This window comes from Gemmatimonadaceae bacterium (genome assembly GCA_020851035.1).
Taxonomy (GTDB): domain Bacteria; phylum Gemmatimonadota; class Gemmatimonadetes; order Gemmatimonadales; family Gemmatimonadaceae; genus JACMLX01.
In genome coordinates, this window is the sequence record JADZDM010000021.1 from 567,146 (window position 1) to 583,024 (window position 15,879).

The following is a 15,879-nucleotide window of genomic DNA, read 5'->3' on the forward strand; positions in this document are numbered from 1 at the left end:
CGCCCGTCAGGACGCCGGCGGGCGCCAGCCAGCCAGGACGCGGGCCACGAACGGTTCCTTGGCCACTGCGTAGGCGCCCTTGTCCCACCCCACCAGGCGAGCCACCCGGTATTTCTCCGAGGCGTAGGCAGCGGCCAGTGCCGGATCGGCGCGGAGCGCGTCCCGGAAGCGCAGCTTCTCGTCCCATCCCGCCGCCGGCAGCAGGTAGAGGTGCAGCTGCGTGGACCGCACCTCGCCTGTGGTCAGCGTGTAGTAGCGCCGCCGGGGATCGCTGCCGTTCAGGCCCCGGTAGTCGTAGCCCAGCCCCGTCAGTGGCTCGATGCAGGCGTTTGCCGCCGCCTCGTCGCTCACGCCGATGGCGACGTCGAGGACCGGCTTGCCTGCGATCCCGGGCACCGCGGTACTCCCGACGTGCTCGAGCGCCAACGCCAGCCTGCCGAGCACATCCGTGATCCGGGCGGCTTCCTCGTGGAATCGGTCCGCCCACTCCCCCGTGATCCGGACGAGCTCGAGTGTTCTGGGCATGGTTGTCCGGATGGAACGTGGACGTGAGCTTTCAATGTCTCACTATATGGGACACACCGACGCGCACGGTGGTCCGACGAGGGATCTCGCCCGGGCACACTCGCCCTGATCCCCCGGCCAACCGCGGGGCACGCGTGGCCGACCCCAGCGGTCGGGGGAAAAGGTAGATAGCTTTCGCCGGGTCTGGCGGGCTCATCCGCTTGGTCGTGGCCTGCAAGCGTACTCCGGCCGGATTCGCGCATTTGCGTCACGTTTCTCGTGTCGCAAGCGATCGGGCGATTTGGACGTCAATTTTGGAGGGCGGTACGAATCGGTGGCGCTCCGGCGCCCAACCCGCAGGTCGGCGGTACCGAGACTCAGGATTCGCGCCACCGCGAACCTGTGACCTGCTTGCGACGATGCAAGTCGGACCCGGAGGGCGAGCCACACAGGGTCGCCCTGCACTGACGGCCTGCGCGCTGTCACGTCGGGTGATCAGCACCGGGGAGGCGGACCGTCCGCCTCCCAGGGCGTCGCCGCAGGCGTGCCGGCTCCCGCGTTTCGTCCGTTGCCGTTCCCGGTCCAGCCGCCGGCTCGCACGCCCATCGAGGCGGGCAGGCCGGCGGGTCCGGCCCTGCTCTTCACGCTTTCACCGCACCATGCCCCACGAACTCGAACACCGCACGCCAACGCTGGAGCAGGGAGAGGGAGACACGGCCGGCCCGCGCCGTGGCTACCCGCTGACCGCGCTGCAGGGGGGCATGCTGTTCCACGAGGTCCGGGGCATCCGCGGGGTGGACCTCGAACAGATCGTCTGCCGGACACCGGAACGGATCGAGCCGGCTGCGTTCACGCAGGCGCTCGCGTCGCTCACCGCGATGCATCCGGTGCTCCGCACGCGCTTCCTCTGGGACACCGGCGCGGAGCCGCGGCAGGAGATCGTCGATGGCGTGGAGCCTGCCGTGCGATTCCTGGACCGCAGCACCGTGCCGGCCGGCGCCCGCGCCCTCGACTTCCGCCAGCAGCTGCTCGCCGATCGGCAGGAGGGCCTCTCCCTCGCCGACGCGCCGCTGATCCGCGGCACGGTGCTGCAGTACGGGCCGGGCGACACGCGCATCCTCCTCACGGTGCACCACGCCATCGTCGATGGTCGGTGCTTCCCGGTGCTGCTGGAGGACCTGTTCCGCTGCCATGCCGCGCACCGGCGCGGGATCGCCGCCCCGACAGCGCCGCAGCGGCTGGAGTTCCGCCGCTTCGCGGAGTGGAGCGCCAGCCAGGATTTCGAGTCGCGGTCCCGGGCCTTCTGGACGGAGCGGCTGCGCGGCTTCACCGCGCCCACGCCACTCATGGTGGACGGGCTCCCCGATCGCGGCGCCGACCCGCTGCACTGGCAGGAGGAGATCACCCTCTCCCCCTCCGAGACGGCGGCCCTCGAGTCACTCGCGCAGAGCACCGAGGTCACGGTGCACGCGCTGGTGCAGGCGGCGTGGGCGCTCCTGCTCTCCCGCTACGCGTCGGAGACGGATGTCGTCTTCGGCGGCACGCGCGCCTGCCGGAAGTCGTCGATCGACGGCGTGGACGACGCCATCGGGCTCTTCATCAACACGCTGCCGGTGCGCGCCTCGCTGGACCCGGACAAGCCGCTCACCCAGCTCGCCACGGAGCTCCGCGCGCAGTGGGTTGCGATGCGGCCCCACGAGCACACCCCGCTGGGCCGCGTGCAGGCGTGGAGCGACATCGAGAAGGGGCAGTCGCTGTTCGAGAGCATCCTCGTGTTCGAGAACTTCGACCTCGGCGAGGTGATGCAGGCACGCGGCGGCGAGTGGACGCAGCGCGAGGTGGAGCTTTACGAGCGCACCAACTTCCCGCTCACCGTCGCCGCCTACCACGGTACCGAGCGGCTGCGCCTCAAGGTCGAGTTCGACCAGGAGAGGTTCAGCCTGGCCACCGTGCAGCGCCTGCTCGGCCACCTGCGGTCGCTGCTCGTGCAGTTCCCCGCCGCGCCCGATGCGGCGCTCCGCACCTTCCGCCTCACCACGCCTGCCGAGTTGCAGGCACTGCATGCGGTGTGGGCATCGCCGACCGAGTATCCGGTGCCCGGCACGCTGGCCGAGTGGTACGCCATGCAGGTCGAGCGCACCCCGGATCGCATCGCCCTCTCGTTCGGGTCGCAGTCGTGGACCTACCGCGAGCTGGACGTGGCGTCGAACCGCGTGGCCAGCATGCTGGTCGCGGTGCACGGCGTGCAGCGCGGCGACATAGTCGGTCTCTGCGTGGAGCGATCGGCGGAGATCGTGATCGGGATCCTCGGCATCCTCAAGGCCGGCGCGGCGTACCTCCCGATCGACCTCGCCTACCCCGCCGATCGCCTGCGCTGGATGCTCGAGGACTCGGCGGCGCCGGTGCTGCTCACGCAGCAGGCCCTCGTGCACACCCTCCCGGAGACGACGGCGACGGTCGTCACCTTCGAGGCGATCGAGGCCGCGGGTGACAGCAGCGGCGGCACGCCGGTCGTGCCCTCCCACCCCGACGACCTGGCGTACGTGATCTTCACCTCCGGCTCGACGGGCAAGCCGAAGGGGTGCCGCATCACCAACCGCAACGTCGCGCGGCTGATGACGGCGACCGAGCAGTATTACCACTTCGGCGAGCACGACGTGTGGACGCTGTTCCACTCGTTCGCCTTCGACTTCTCGGTGTGGGAGATCTGGGGCGCGCTCCTCTACGGCGGACGCGTGGTGGTGGTGCCGTACGACGTCACGCGTTCCCCCGACGACTTCCACGCGCTGCTGGTGCGCGAACAGGTCACGGTGCTGAACCAGACGCCATCGGCGTTCCGGCAGCTCATCGCGGCCGACGAGCGCTCCACCGCGGCCCCGTCGGCGCTGGCCCTCCGCTACGTGATCTTCGGCGGCGAGGCGCTGGAGCTGGAGAGCCTGCGGACCTGGTTCGACCGGCACGGGGACCAGCAGCCGCAGCTCGTGAACATGTACGGCATCACCGAGACGACGGTGCACGTGACGTACCGCCCGATCGGCCGCGCGGACCTGGCCAGCGGCAGCGTGATCGGCCGGCAGATCCCCGACCTCGAGATCCACCTCCTCGATCCGGCCGGCCACCCGGTGCCGGTGGGGGTGCCGGGAGAGATCCACGTCGGCGGCGCCGGCGTCGCGGCAGGGTACCTCAACCGGCCGGAACTCACCGCCGCGCGATTCCTGCCGCACCCGTTCCGTGGCGGCGAGACGCTCTACCGCACCGGCGACGTGGCACGCTTCCTCCCGACACAGGACCTGGAGTACCTCGGCCGCAGCGACGACCAGGTGAAGATCCGGGGCTTCCGCATCGAGCTCGGCGAGATCCAGTCGGTGCTCGCGCGGCACCCTGCCGTGCGCGAGGCGTTCGTCACGGTGCTCGGCACGGGCGCCGAGAAGCGCATCGTGGCATACGTCGTCGGTGACCGCGAGGCCGCCACGCTGAAGGCGCTGCGCGAGCACGCCGGTGAGTCCATGCCGCCGTACATGATCCCGTCGGCGATTGTGTTCGTGGACCGGTTCCCGCTCACGAACAACGGCAAGGTGGACCGGAAGGCGCTCCCGCGCCCGGAGGACGTGGTCCGTCCCGGCGACGGGGCCGCCTTCCAGCCGCCGCAGGGCGAGACCGAGACGATCCTCGCCGGCATCCTCGCCCGCGCGCTCAAGCTCCCCCGGGTCGGGCGTGACGAGGACTACTTCGAGCTGGGTGGTGACTCCATCCTCAGCATCCAGGTCGTGTCGCAGGCGCGCCGCGCGGGGCTGAAGCTCACGCCGCGCGACCTGTTCGAGCGCCGCACGGTGGGGCAGCTGGCGCTGGTGGCCCAGCCCATCATCGCCGCCGCGGCACCGGTCGCGGCAGCGCCTCCCGGCGGTGCCGCTCCGCTGACGCCGATCCAGCACTGGTTCTTCCGGCACCGCCTGCCCGACCCGAATCACTGGACGCAGTCGTTCCTCTTCGACCTCGCGACGCCGCTCACCACAGCGGCGCTGCGGCCGGCGCTCGAGGCGCTGGTTCGGCACCATGCCGCACTGCGCACGGCGTTCCGCACGGGTGAGCAGGTGGTGCAGGACGCGCCGGTGTTCGCGTTCCGTGAGGTGACCGAGGCGATTGACGACACCGTGCTCACCGCGACCTGCCTCGAGGCCCAGCGCGCGCTGCGCATCGGCGAGGGGACGATGCTCTCGGTGGTGCTGTTCACGGGGCGGCGCCAGCTCTACCTCGCCATCCACCACCTCGCGGTGGACGGCGTGTCGTGGCGCATCCTGCTCGAGGACCTCGAGGCACTGCTCACCGGCACGGCGCTGGACCCGGTGCCGACCCCGTTCGTGCAGTGGGCGCAGCACGTGCAGTCGCTGGCAACCGATCCCGCCATCACCGCACAACGCGACTACTGGGCGCACCAGGCGGGTGGCTTCCGCCTGCAGCCGTTCGTGCCCGCCGTGACCACCACGGCCGGCGAGTCACGGTCGATCACCGTGCGCCTCTCGCGTGAAGACACAGAGCGGCTCACGTCCGTCGCGGTGCCGGCGGCGCGGGCGCAGCTCGACGAGGTGCTGGTGGCCAGCGTGGCTGGGGCAATCGCGCAGTCGGCCGGCGTGGATGCGCTCGCCATCGACCTCGAGGGACACGGCCGTCGCGAGGCGTCACCCCTCGACCTCTCGCGCACGGTGGGGTGGTTCACCACCATCTACCCGCTGGCGCTCACCACCGGCCGCGACCCGCGGCTGGCCGACCTGATCGAGCGCACGAAGGTCGCCATGCGCGCCGTGCCGGAGCGCGGCTTCGCGTTCGGCCTCCTCGGCCCCGTCGAGCCGACGCGCGACGTCCTGTTCAACTTCCTCGGCCGGTTCGACCAGGTCACCGCCGACAGCACGCTGTTCGCGTTCGCGAAGCAGGACTCGGGGTCGTGGTACGACGCCGGCTCGTCGCGCGCGCACCTGCTGGAAGTGAACAGCTGGATCAAGGACGGCTGCCTCGAGTTCACGTGGACGTTCGCCGCGCTGCCGCAGGCGATGGTCGCCGCGATGGCGAAGCAGTGCGCGGATGCGTTGCGGACCCTGGCCTCTGGAGCGGGCGAGCCTGCGGCACCGCGCGCCCTCGCTGCGCCGCAATCGCAGGCGACCATTGATGGCGACGTCGAGGCGGTGCTGCCGCTCACGCCGATGCAGCAGCTCTACTACACGCTGGAGATGGCGCGGCCCGGTGCGGCGCTGGACCAGTGGCACTGGACGCTCACCGGGCGCGCGGACGCCGACGCCGTGCGCGGCGCCTTCGAGCACGCCGCCGCGCGCCACGCCGCGCTGCGCACCGAGTTCCACGGACGCGGCATGGTTGCCCCGGTGCAGGTGGTGCGGCCGCGCGTGTCGATCCCGGTGTCGGTGGTGCAGATCGCGAGCGATGCCGAGTTCGAGGCGCTGCTGGCCGCCGACGCGGCGAAGGGGCTGCGCATCGACGCGGCACCGCTGATGCGCCTCACGCTGGTGGAGATGGCCGGCGCGCCGACACGCGTGATCTGGACGCATCACCACCTGCAGATCGACGGCTGGAGCTGGCCGCTGCTGCTGGCCGACGTCTCGGCCGCGTACCGCGCCATCACTGAGGGACGCGAGCCCGCGCTGGAGCCGGTCCCCTCGATCGGCGACTACCTGCGCTGGTACCAGTCCGTAGACCTCGAACCGTCACGCACCTTCTGGCGCGACTACCTGATGCACTTCCGCGAGCCGACGGCCATCTCGTCGCAGGCGCGCGGCACCGCCACGTTCAGCGAGCTGTCGGCCACGCTCGGCGACGGCACCACCTCGCAGCTCACCGCCATCGCGAAGCGGCTGCGTTGTCCGCTCAACGCCATCGTGCAGGCGGCATGGGCGATCGTGCTGGCGGAGCTGGCCCAGCGCAGCGAGGTGGTGTTCGGTGCCACGTTCTCAGGCCGGCCGGCCGAGCTGGACGACGTGGAGCGGATGGTCGGTGCGTTCGTGAACAACCTCCCGGTGCGCGTCATGCTCGACGACGCGCAGCCGTTCGAGGCTCTGGCGCTGCGCCTGCAGGCCGACGCCGTGGCGCTTTCCGAGCACCAGCACCTGCCGCTGCGCGAGATCCAGGAGCTGGGCCAGGTGCCGCTCCGCGCGCAGCTGTTCGAGTCGCTGCTGGTGTTCCAGAACTACGCCATCGACGACAGCGCGATGCAGTGGACGCCGGAGGTCGGCATCCGCGACTTCACCTCGCCGGTGCGCACGAACTACCCGCTGACGCTGGTGGTGAAGCCGGGTCGCCCGTCGCTGGACCTCGACCTGATCTTCCAGGGCGGCCGCTTCGACGATGCCGGCGCCCGCGCGCTGCTCGACGCACTGTGCGACGTGCTCACGCGCGTGGCCGCCGTGCCGTCGCAGCCGGTGTCAGCCCTGCGTGATGCGATGGCCATCACCCCGGTCACCGCGCCATCGCTGGCCGACGTGCCGCGCAGCGCCGAGCGTCACCCGCCCATCACCGCGCTCCAGCGCCGTATCGCGAAGGTCTGGGAGCGCGCCTTCGGCATCAGCGACGTCGGCATCGACGAGAACTTCTTCGACCTCGGCGGGCACTCGCTGCTGCTGATCCGCGTGCACGCGCTGCTCTGCCGCGAGCTGGATCGCGAGCTGAGCGTGGTGGACGTGTTCAGCAACCCCACGGTGCGGAAGCTGGCCGCTGCGCTGGAGCCTGCACCCCAGGCCGCACCGCGCGTGGCCCGCGCCACGCGCGACCGGACCGCCACTGACGACATCGCCGTCATCGGCATGAGCGGCCGCTTCCCCGGCGCCGCGTCGGTGGACGAGTTCTGGCGCAACCTGCTCGGCAATGTGGAATCGATCGTCGCGTTCAGCGATGACGAGCTGCGCGCCGAGGGACTGGACCCGGTGGCGATGCGCGCGGCGGGGCACTACGTGCAGCGGCGCGGGCAGCTGGCCAACCCCGACCTGTTCGACGCCGCGTTCTTCGGCATCTCGCCGAACGAGGCCGCCGCCACCGACCCGCAGCAGCGCCTGTTCCTCGAGACCGCCTGGTCCGCACTCGAAGACGCGGGCTACGCGCCCTCACGCGTGCGCGACCGCATCGGCGTGTTCGCCGGCATGAGCAACAACACGTACTACGACCAGTACGTGCAGGGCGACACCGGCTTGCGGGCGTCGCTCGGCGACCTGCTGGTGATGATGGGCAACGAGAAGGACTATCTCGCCACGCGCACCGCCTACAAGCTGAACCTGAGCGGGCCGGCGCTGAACATCTACACCGCCTGCTCGACGTCGCTGGTGGCGATGGCCGAGGCGATCCATGCCCTCCGCGGCGGGCGCTGCGAGATGGCGATCGCGGGAGCGGTGTCGGTCACCTTCCCGCAGAACCGCGGCTACTACCACGAGGACGGCGGCATCACCTCGCCCGACGGCCACGTGCGCCCGTTCGACGCCAGCGCCGCCGGCACGGTGTTCAGCAACGGCATCGCGGCGGTAATCCTCAAGCCGCTGGACCGTGCCCTCGCCGATGGCGACACCGTGCACGCCGTCATCAAGGGCGTGGGGATCAACAACGACGGCTCGGACAAGGTGAGCTTCACCGCGCCAAGCGTCGCAGGCCAGGCGGGCGCGATCCGCGAGGCGTACGAGCAGGCCGGTGTGTCGCCCGACACCATCGGCTACGTCGAGGCCCACGGCACCGCCACCGCGCTGGGTGACCCGATCGAGTTCGAGGCGCTGGTCCAGGCGTATCGCGAGCACACCGACCGCGTCCAGTTCGCGGGCCTCGGGTCGGTGAAGTCCAACGTGGGCCACCTCGATGCGGCGGCCGGCATGGCCGGGTTCATCAAGGCCACGCTGGCGCTGCGCGAAGGCGTGATCCCGGCCACGCTGCACTTCCAGCGCCCGCTGCCGTCGCTGCGCATCGAGCAGTCGCCGTTCCGCATCGTGGCGCAGAACGAGGCGTGGGTCTCGATCGGCGCGCCGCGGCGCGCGGGTGTCAGCAGCTTCGGCGTGGGTGGCACGAATGCCCACGTGGTGCTGGAGGAGGCACCGGCACGCGAGCCCTCGTCGCCGTCGCCGCGTGAACGGGAGCTGATCCTCCTCTCGGCGAAGACCGGCGCGGCACTGCAGCGGCAGCGCGAGCAGCTGGCGGACTTCCTCGAGCGGCACCCGGCGACCTCGCTGCCCGACCTGGCGTTCACGCTGGCCACCGGCCGCGAGCTGTTCTCGCACCGGTTCGCGATCACGGCGGCCACGACGGCCGAGGCGGTGGCGAAGCTGCGCGCCGCGGACGCGCAGGGGCACACCTCACCGCTGGGCGACCTACCGGTGGCGTTCCTGTTCCCGGGCCAGGGGGCGCAGTTCGCCGGCATGGGTCGCCAGCTGTACGAGGCGCAGCCTGTCTTCCGCGATGCGGTGGATGCGTGTGCCACGATCCTGCAGCCGCTGCTGAATGCCGACATCCGCGTGCTGCTGTTCGATGCATCGGAGGCGGGCGAGGCATTGCTCAACCAGACGCGCATCACGCAGCCGGCGCTGTTCGTGATGTCGTACGGGCTGGGCAAGCTCTGGCAGGCCCATGGCGTGCAGCCGCACGCGATGCTGGGGCACAGCGTGGGCGAGTATGCCGCGGCGTGCCTGTCGGGCGCGCTGCCGCTCGACGCGGCGCTGCGCCTGATCGCGGCGCGCGGACGGCTCGTGAACGCACTGCCGGGTGGCGCGATGCTTTCCATCCGACTCGGCGCCGACGCGGTACGCCCGCTGCTGGCCGATGGTGTGGAGATCGCGGCGATCAACTCGCCCGTCATGACCGTGGTGTCGGGCACGAACGAGGCGATCGCTGCCTTGGCGGCGCGCCTCGAGCGCGATGGCGTGCCGCACCGCGACCTGCGCACGTCGCACGCCTTCCACTCCGCAATGATGGCGCCCGTCGTCGACACGTTCCGCACCGAGGTGGCCGGCGCGACGTTCGCGGCGCCGCAGGTGCCGTTCGTGTCGAACGTGACCGGCACCTGGGCCACCGCCGACGACATCGCCTCACCCGACTACTGGGCCGGCCACATCCGCGCCACGGTGCAGTTCGCGGCGGGCGTGCGCACGCTCGCCGCCGATCGCACCATCGCGCTGCTGGAAGTGGGCCCCGGCCGCAGCTGCACCACGTTCGCGAAGCAATCCATCACCGATGGCGGCGACTATCCCGCCATCACCACGCTGGCGAAGGACACTGCACGTGAGACATTCCTCGACACCGTTGGGACCCTCTGGGCCGCCGGTGGCCGCATCGGCTGGTCCACGTACTTCGCGGGCGAGGTGCGACGACGCATTTCGCTCCCGACGTACCCGTTCGAACGGAAGCGATTCTGGCCGAATGCCCGGACCCTCGTGCTGCCGCTCGCGGCACGCCAGCAGGCCACACCAATGGCCGTGACCCCGACCGTCGCGGCCACGCCGCCCGCTCCGGCCAGTCCGCCGGCGCCCGTTGGATCACGCCGCGACCGGCTCGTGGCCGAGGTGCGCGAGCAGATCGGGCGCGTCACCGGCTTCGACGACGTCGCCATCGGCACGACCTTCCTGGACCTGGGCCTCGACTCGCTGCTGATCGGCCAGGCGGCCGCGACGCTCAGCCGGCACTTCGGCACGCGCATCACCTTCAAGCACCTGATGGACGACCACGACTCGGTGCAGAAGCTGGCCGGGTTCCTGGATGCCACGCTCGACGCGTCGAGGTTCCAGCCGGTGCAGTCGGCGCCGGTGATGCCGGCGTTCACGATGCCGATGGGCGCGCTGCCTGTCGCACGCGACGGCAGCCTGGATGACCGCGTCGCGCGCCTCGAGGCGATGCTGCAGCAGTTGATGCCCGGCGCGCACGTGGGGATGTCCGCGTCCGTCGCTCCCGCGCCGGCACGGAAGAGCTACGCCGCCGGCCAGCTGCACAAGGCGGGCAACGCGCCGGTCACCTTCGGCCCGTTCCGCCCAGTCGCCACCGGCGGCGCAGCGGCGCACTCGCTCACCGCGCAGCAGCAGGCGCACCTCGACGCGCTGATCGCGGCCTACGCCGCGCGCACGCCGAAGTCGAAAGCGAACATCGCCGACAGCCGCGCGATGCTGGCCGACCCGCGCGCGGGCGCCGGCTTCAACCGGCTGTGGAAGGAGATGGTGTATCCGGTGGTCTCGACCCGCTCGCAGGGTGCGCAGCTGTGGGACCTGGATGACAACCGCTGGATCGACGTCACGCTCGGCTTCGGACTCGGCCTGTTCGGGCATCGCCCCGACTTCGTCGTCAACGCGGTGGCGGAGCAGTTGGCAACCGGCTTCGAGATCGGCCCGTCGTCGCCACTGGCGGGTGAAGTGGCGAAGCTGTTGTGCGAGGTGTCGGGCAAGGATCGCGCGACGTTCTGCGACACCGGCTCGGAGGCGGTCACCGCCGCCATCCGCATCGCACGGACGGTGAGTCAGCGCGACAAGATCGCGGTGTTCCAGGGATCGTATCACGGCATCTTCGACGAGGTGCTGGGCCGCCCGACGGTGCGCAACGGTGAACTCACCACCGCGCCGATCGCCCCGGGCATCACCGATGACTCGCTCGCGAACATCCTGATCCTCGAGTACGGCAATCCCGAGTCGCTGGAGTTCATCCGCAAGTACGCGGATGAACTGGCGGCGGTGCTGGTGGAGCCGGTGCAGAGCCGGCGTCCCGACCTGCAGCCGCGCGAGTTCCTGCACCAGCTGCGGGCGCTCACCGCCGAGCACGAGATCGCCCTGGTGTTCGACGAGGTGGTGACGGGCTTCCGCTGCCACCCCAACGGTGCACAGGCGGTGTTCGGCGTGGACGCCGATCTGGTCACCTACGGCAAGGTGATGGGCGGCGGCATGCCGATCGGTGCGCTGGCCGGCCGCAAGAAGTACATGGACGCGCTGGACGGCGGCGCGTGGAACTACGGCGACGATTCGGGGCCGGATGCCAGCGTCACGTTCTTCGCCGGCACCTTCGTGCGCCACCCGCTGGTGCTGGCGGCGGCGAAGGCGGTGCTGATGGAGCTCAAGGCGCGCGGTCCGGCGCTGCAGGAGACGCTCGACCGCCGCACCGAGGCGCTGGTGCTCGCGATGAACGCGTTCGCCGACAGCGCCGGCGTGCCGGTGAAGGTCACGCGCTTCAGCTCGATGTTCATGATCAACTTCGCCCCGGGGCTGAAGTACGCGTCGCTGTTCTTCTATCACATGCGGCTGCGCGGCGTGCACATCTGGGAGACGCGCCCGAGCTTCCTCTCGGTCGCACACACCGACGATGACGTGGCGGCGGTGCTGGCGGCGTTCCGCGACAGCATCACCGCGCTGCAGGATGGCGGCTTCTTCCCCGGCGGGGCGGGCGGCGATGTGTCCCCCGTCACCCCGGAGCAGGAGGAACTGGTCGTCACCTCGGCAATGGGCGCGGAGCACTCGCGCGCCTTCAACGAGTCGATCTCGATCCGCTTCGACGGGACGCTCGACCGTAGTGCGCTCGACACGGCAGTCCGTGCCGTGGTGACTCGCCATGAGTCGCTGCGTGCCGTGTTCGAGCGAGATGGCAGTGCGCAGCGATTCGTGCCGGCGAATCACTGCGGGGTGACGGTCACCGACATCGACCTTCGCCACGCGACCGACGACGCGGTCAGCCAGTACCGCGACGGCGTCATCACCGCCGAGTTCCGCCTGCACGAGGGGCCGCTGGTGCGGTTCCACCTGCTCGCACTCGGTGACACCAGCCACGAGCTGCTCATCGTCGCGCACCACGCCGTCTGCGACGGCTGGTCGTTCGGCGTGATCTACGAGGACCTCCTCGCGCAGTACCGTGTCGCCACCGGCGTGCCGGGTGACGTGCCGGCGGCAACCCCATTCCGTGACTTCGTCGACCGGCAGGCGCTCCCCGACGTCGTCCAGGCACGGGCCGAGGACACCGCGTACTGGGTGGAACGTCTCGCGTCGCTCCCGCCGACGCTGGCACTGCCGGCCGACCTGCGCGACGGCACGACCTCGTTCGCCAGCCGCGCCGCCACCCGACTCGTCCCCGACGACCTTGGCCGCGCGCTGCTGGCCTTCTGCCGGGAGCGGCGCGTCACGCCCTACACGCTGTTCTTCGCCGCGTATCGCGACACGCTGGCGCGGATCTCCGCGCAGGACGCCTTCTGCATCGGCACCCCCGTCGCCAGCCAGGCCGCCGCCGGCCTGCCGGGCCTCTGCGGGCATGGCGTGCACTTCCTGCCGCTGCCCTGCCTCGCCACGCCCGGCATCTCCGTCGGTGACTTCCTCGCCGACAACCGCGGGCTGATCCTCGATTCTCTCGACCGCCAGCAGACCACGCTCTCGCGGATCCTGCGCGAACTGCCGGCCGGCCGGCGGCTCCCGCCCGTGTCGGTCACGTTCACGCTCGAGACCACCTCGCCGTCGTGGACCGGCGACGGCATCGCCGCACGGCTGCAGGTGAACCCGAAGCTCGTCTCCACCTTCGACCTGAGCCTCTACGCCACCGACGACCACGGCCGCTTCTCGCTGCTGGCCAACGCCCGGGCCGACCGGTTCAGCAGCGCGCGCGTGGAAGGCTGGCTCGACCTGATGATCGACTGGCTGGCGGCCGTGGTGCACACGGATCCCGCCACGCCGCTGGCGGCACTGCCGATCGCGAGCCGCGTGCCCGACCTGGCGCCGGCCGACGTGGCCGCGGCACCGTCCATCGGCACCGAGACCGTCGACGTCGTCTCGCTGTTCGAGGCACAGGCGCGGCGGGCGCCGGCGTCCATCGCCCTGCGCTCGCGCGATCGGGAATACTCGTATGCGGCGGTGGACCGCCTCGCGAATGCGCTCGGCCGGCGGCTGGCCGCGGCAGGCGTCTCGCCGGGGTCGCGCGTGATGCTCGACGTGGAGCGCTCGGCAGAGTTCGTGATCGCCGTGGTGGCGATCCTCAAGTGCGGCGCCGCGTACGTGCCCATCGATCCGGCCTATCCCGCGGAGCACAAGCGCCACCTGCGCGAGGATGCCTCGCCGTCGCTCACGCTCGACGAGGCGACGATGTCGCGGCTGTTCGACGGCCTCCTGCCGGAGGAGTCGCCGCCACCGGCACGCGCGACCATCCGCCCCGACGACCTGGCCTACGTGATGTTCACGTCCGGCTCCACCGGGCGGCCCAAGGGTGTGATGGTGCCGCACCGCGGCATCGCGCGCCTCGTGCAGCGGCCCGGGTGCATCGACATCAGCAGCAGCGACGTGTTCCTCTTCGCCTCGCCGCTGTCGTTCGACGCCTCGACGCTCGAGATCTGGGGTGCACTGCTGAACGGGGCCTGCCTCGCCATTCCCGAACCCGGCACCCTCACGATCCACGAGATCGCGGAGAGCCTCGGCCGGTATGGCGTGAGCATCATGTGGCTCACGTCGGGGCTCTTCCAGGCCATGATCGATGAACGGCCGTCGGCGCTCTCCCCGCTGCGCATCCTGCTCGCCGGTGGCGACGTGCTCAGCATGCGCCATGTAGCGAGGGCGCTGGACCTCATGCCGGCCACACGCCTCGTCAACGGCTACGGTCCCACCGAGAACACCACCTTCACCACACTCCACGAGGTCACGCGCGCCGACCTGTCGCGCACCTCGATCCCGATCGGCAGGCCGGTGCCCGGGACCACCGTGGTGATCCTCGACGAGCAGCTGCGCCCGGTGCCGGCCGGCGTGGCCGGTGAGTTGTGCACCGGCGGCGCCGGCCTGGCACTCGGCTACCTGAACCGTCCGGAGCTCACGGCTGCCGCCTTCGTGCCCAATCCCGACGCCACCACGACCGCGCCGACGCTGTACCGCACCGGCGACCGCTGCCGCATGCTCCCCGACGGGGAGATCGAGTTCGTCGGCCGCATCGACCAGCAGGTCAAGATCCGCGGATTCCGCATCGAACCCGGCGAGGTCGAGGCGGTGATCGCGGCGCATCCCCGCGTGAGCGCGTGCCGCGTGGTGGTGCAGGACGATGCGGTGGCAGGCAAGTCGCTGGTCGCCTTCTGCACCGGCGATGCGTCGGCGCTCGGTGAGATCATGGATGCCGTGCAGCGTGCGCTCCCGCGCCACATGCATCCGGCATCCGTCGTCTTCGTCGAAGCCTTGCCGCTGTCGCCCACGGGGAAGGTGGACAACCGTGCGCTGCTCGCGCAGATGCAGGCCGGGATGACCGCGCCGACGGCGGCGGCGGACGGAACGACGACGACGGACGAGCCGCCGGCCACCGCCACCGAACGGGCGTTGCACCGGATCTGGTCGGAGCTGCTCGGCCGGCAGCGCTTCAGCGTCACCGACACCTTCTTCGACCTCGGCGGGCACTCCCTGCTCGGACTGAGGCTGTTCAACCGGCTCGAGACCGAGTTCGGGTTCGTGAGCCCGCTCGCCGTGCTCTTCGAGCATCCGACCATCCGCACGCTGGCCACCGAGATCGATCGCAAGTCTGCTGCGACGGTGGCGTCGGCACCGGCGCCGACCGAACCCGTGGCAGCGCCGGTGACATCCCCTGCCGCGCCGGTCAACGCGGCGCCATCGGCACCGACGAACGAGTTGTTCGCCACCCTGCGCAGGGATGGCCGCGACGCACCGCTCTTCCTGATCCACGGCGGCGACGGTGGCGTGATGTTCTACCATGCGCTGGTCGCCAAGCTGGCAGGGGTGGATTGCCCCGTGTACGCCATCGAGTCGCCCTCGCTCAACCGGCGTGACCTGGACGTGCCCGACCTCGACACCCTGGTCAGCGACTACCTCGCGATGATCCGCGCGAAACAGCCGGAGGGGCCATACCGCATCGGCGGGTACTCCTTCGGTGGCATCATCGCGTTCGAGATCGCCGGCCGGCTGGAGGCGCAGGGCATTCCCGTCCGGCTCGTGATCTTCGATTCCGCCAACCCCGTCACCAGCGTCGAGAACCGTCACGGGTTCGCGCGTCGCGTCACGGTGGCCTGGCGGCGCTTCGGCTCCGACACGCTGCTGGTGCGCTGCGGCAAGATCCTCGGCCGGATCGCCACCCGGCGCTCGGACGAGCGGGCGCACCAGGAGAAGGTCCGTCGCTGCAGCGCCGCGTGGACGAACGGCACGCTCACGTCGCTCGAGGATCGCGCGTTCTACCTCAACGAGCTCCACCAGCAGCTGCTGGTGGACTACGCGCCGCGACGCCGCGTGAGCAATGCGCTGCTGGTCAAGTCGTCGGCCGACATCGAGGGGTGCGACCTGCCGGCCGACTACGGCTGGGGCCCATGGATCGGGCAGCTCGAGATGATCATGGTGCCCGGCGACCACCTCAATGTGTTCGCACCGGCCGCCGTCGACACCCTGGTGCCCGGCCTGCAGGGCTACCTCGCGTAGG

The 15,879-nt window shown here is 70.9% G+C and carries 2 protein-coding genes; one reads left to right on the top strand and one right to left on the bottom strand.

What is annotated here, in order from left to right:
• Positions 1–6 precede the first annotated feature (6 nt).
• The gene (locus tag IT355_15115) at positions 7–525 is read right to left on the bottom strand and encodes a GrpB family protein (protein MCC7054599.1); all 519 of its coding nucleotides are present in this window, start codon (positions 523–525) and stop codon (positions 7–9) included.
• Positions 526–1,163: 638 nt separating this feature from the next.
• Between IT355_15115 and IT355_15120 the strand changes: the two genes are divergently transcribed.
• Positions 1,164–15,878 carry an amino acid adenylation domain-containing protein gene (locus IT355_15120; protein MCC7054600.1) on the top strand — a complete coding sequence of 4,905 codons (14,715 nt, stop codon included), beginning with the start codon at positions 1,164–1,166 and terminating at the stop codon, positions 15,876–15,878.
• The last annotated feature ends 1 nt before the right edge of the window (position 15,879 follow it).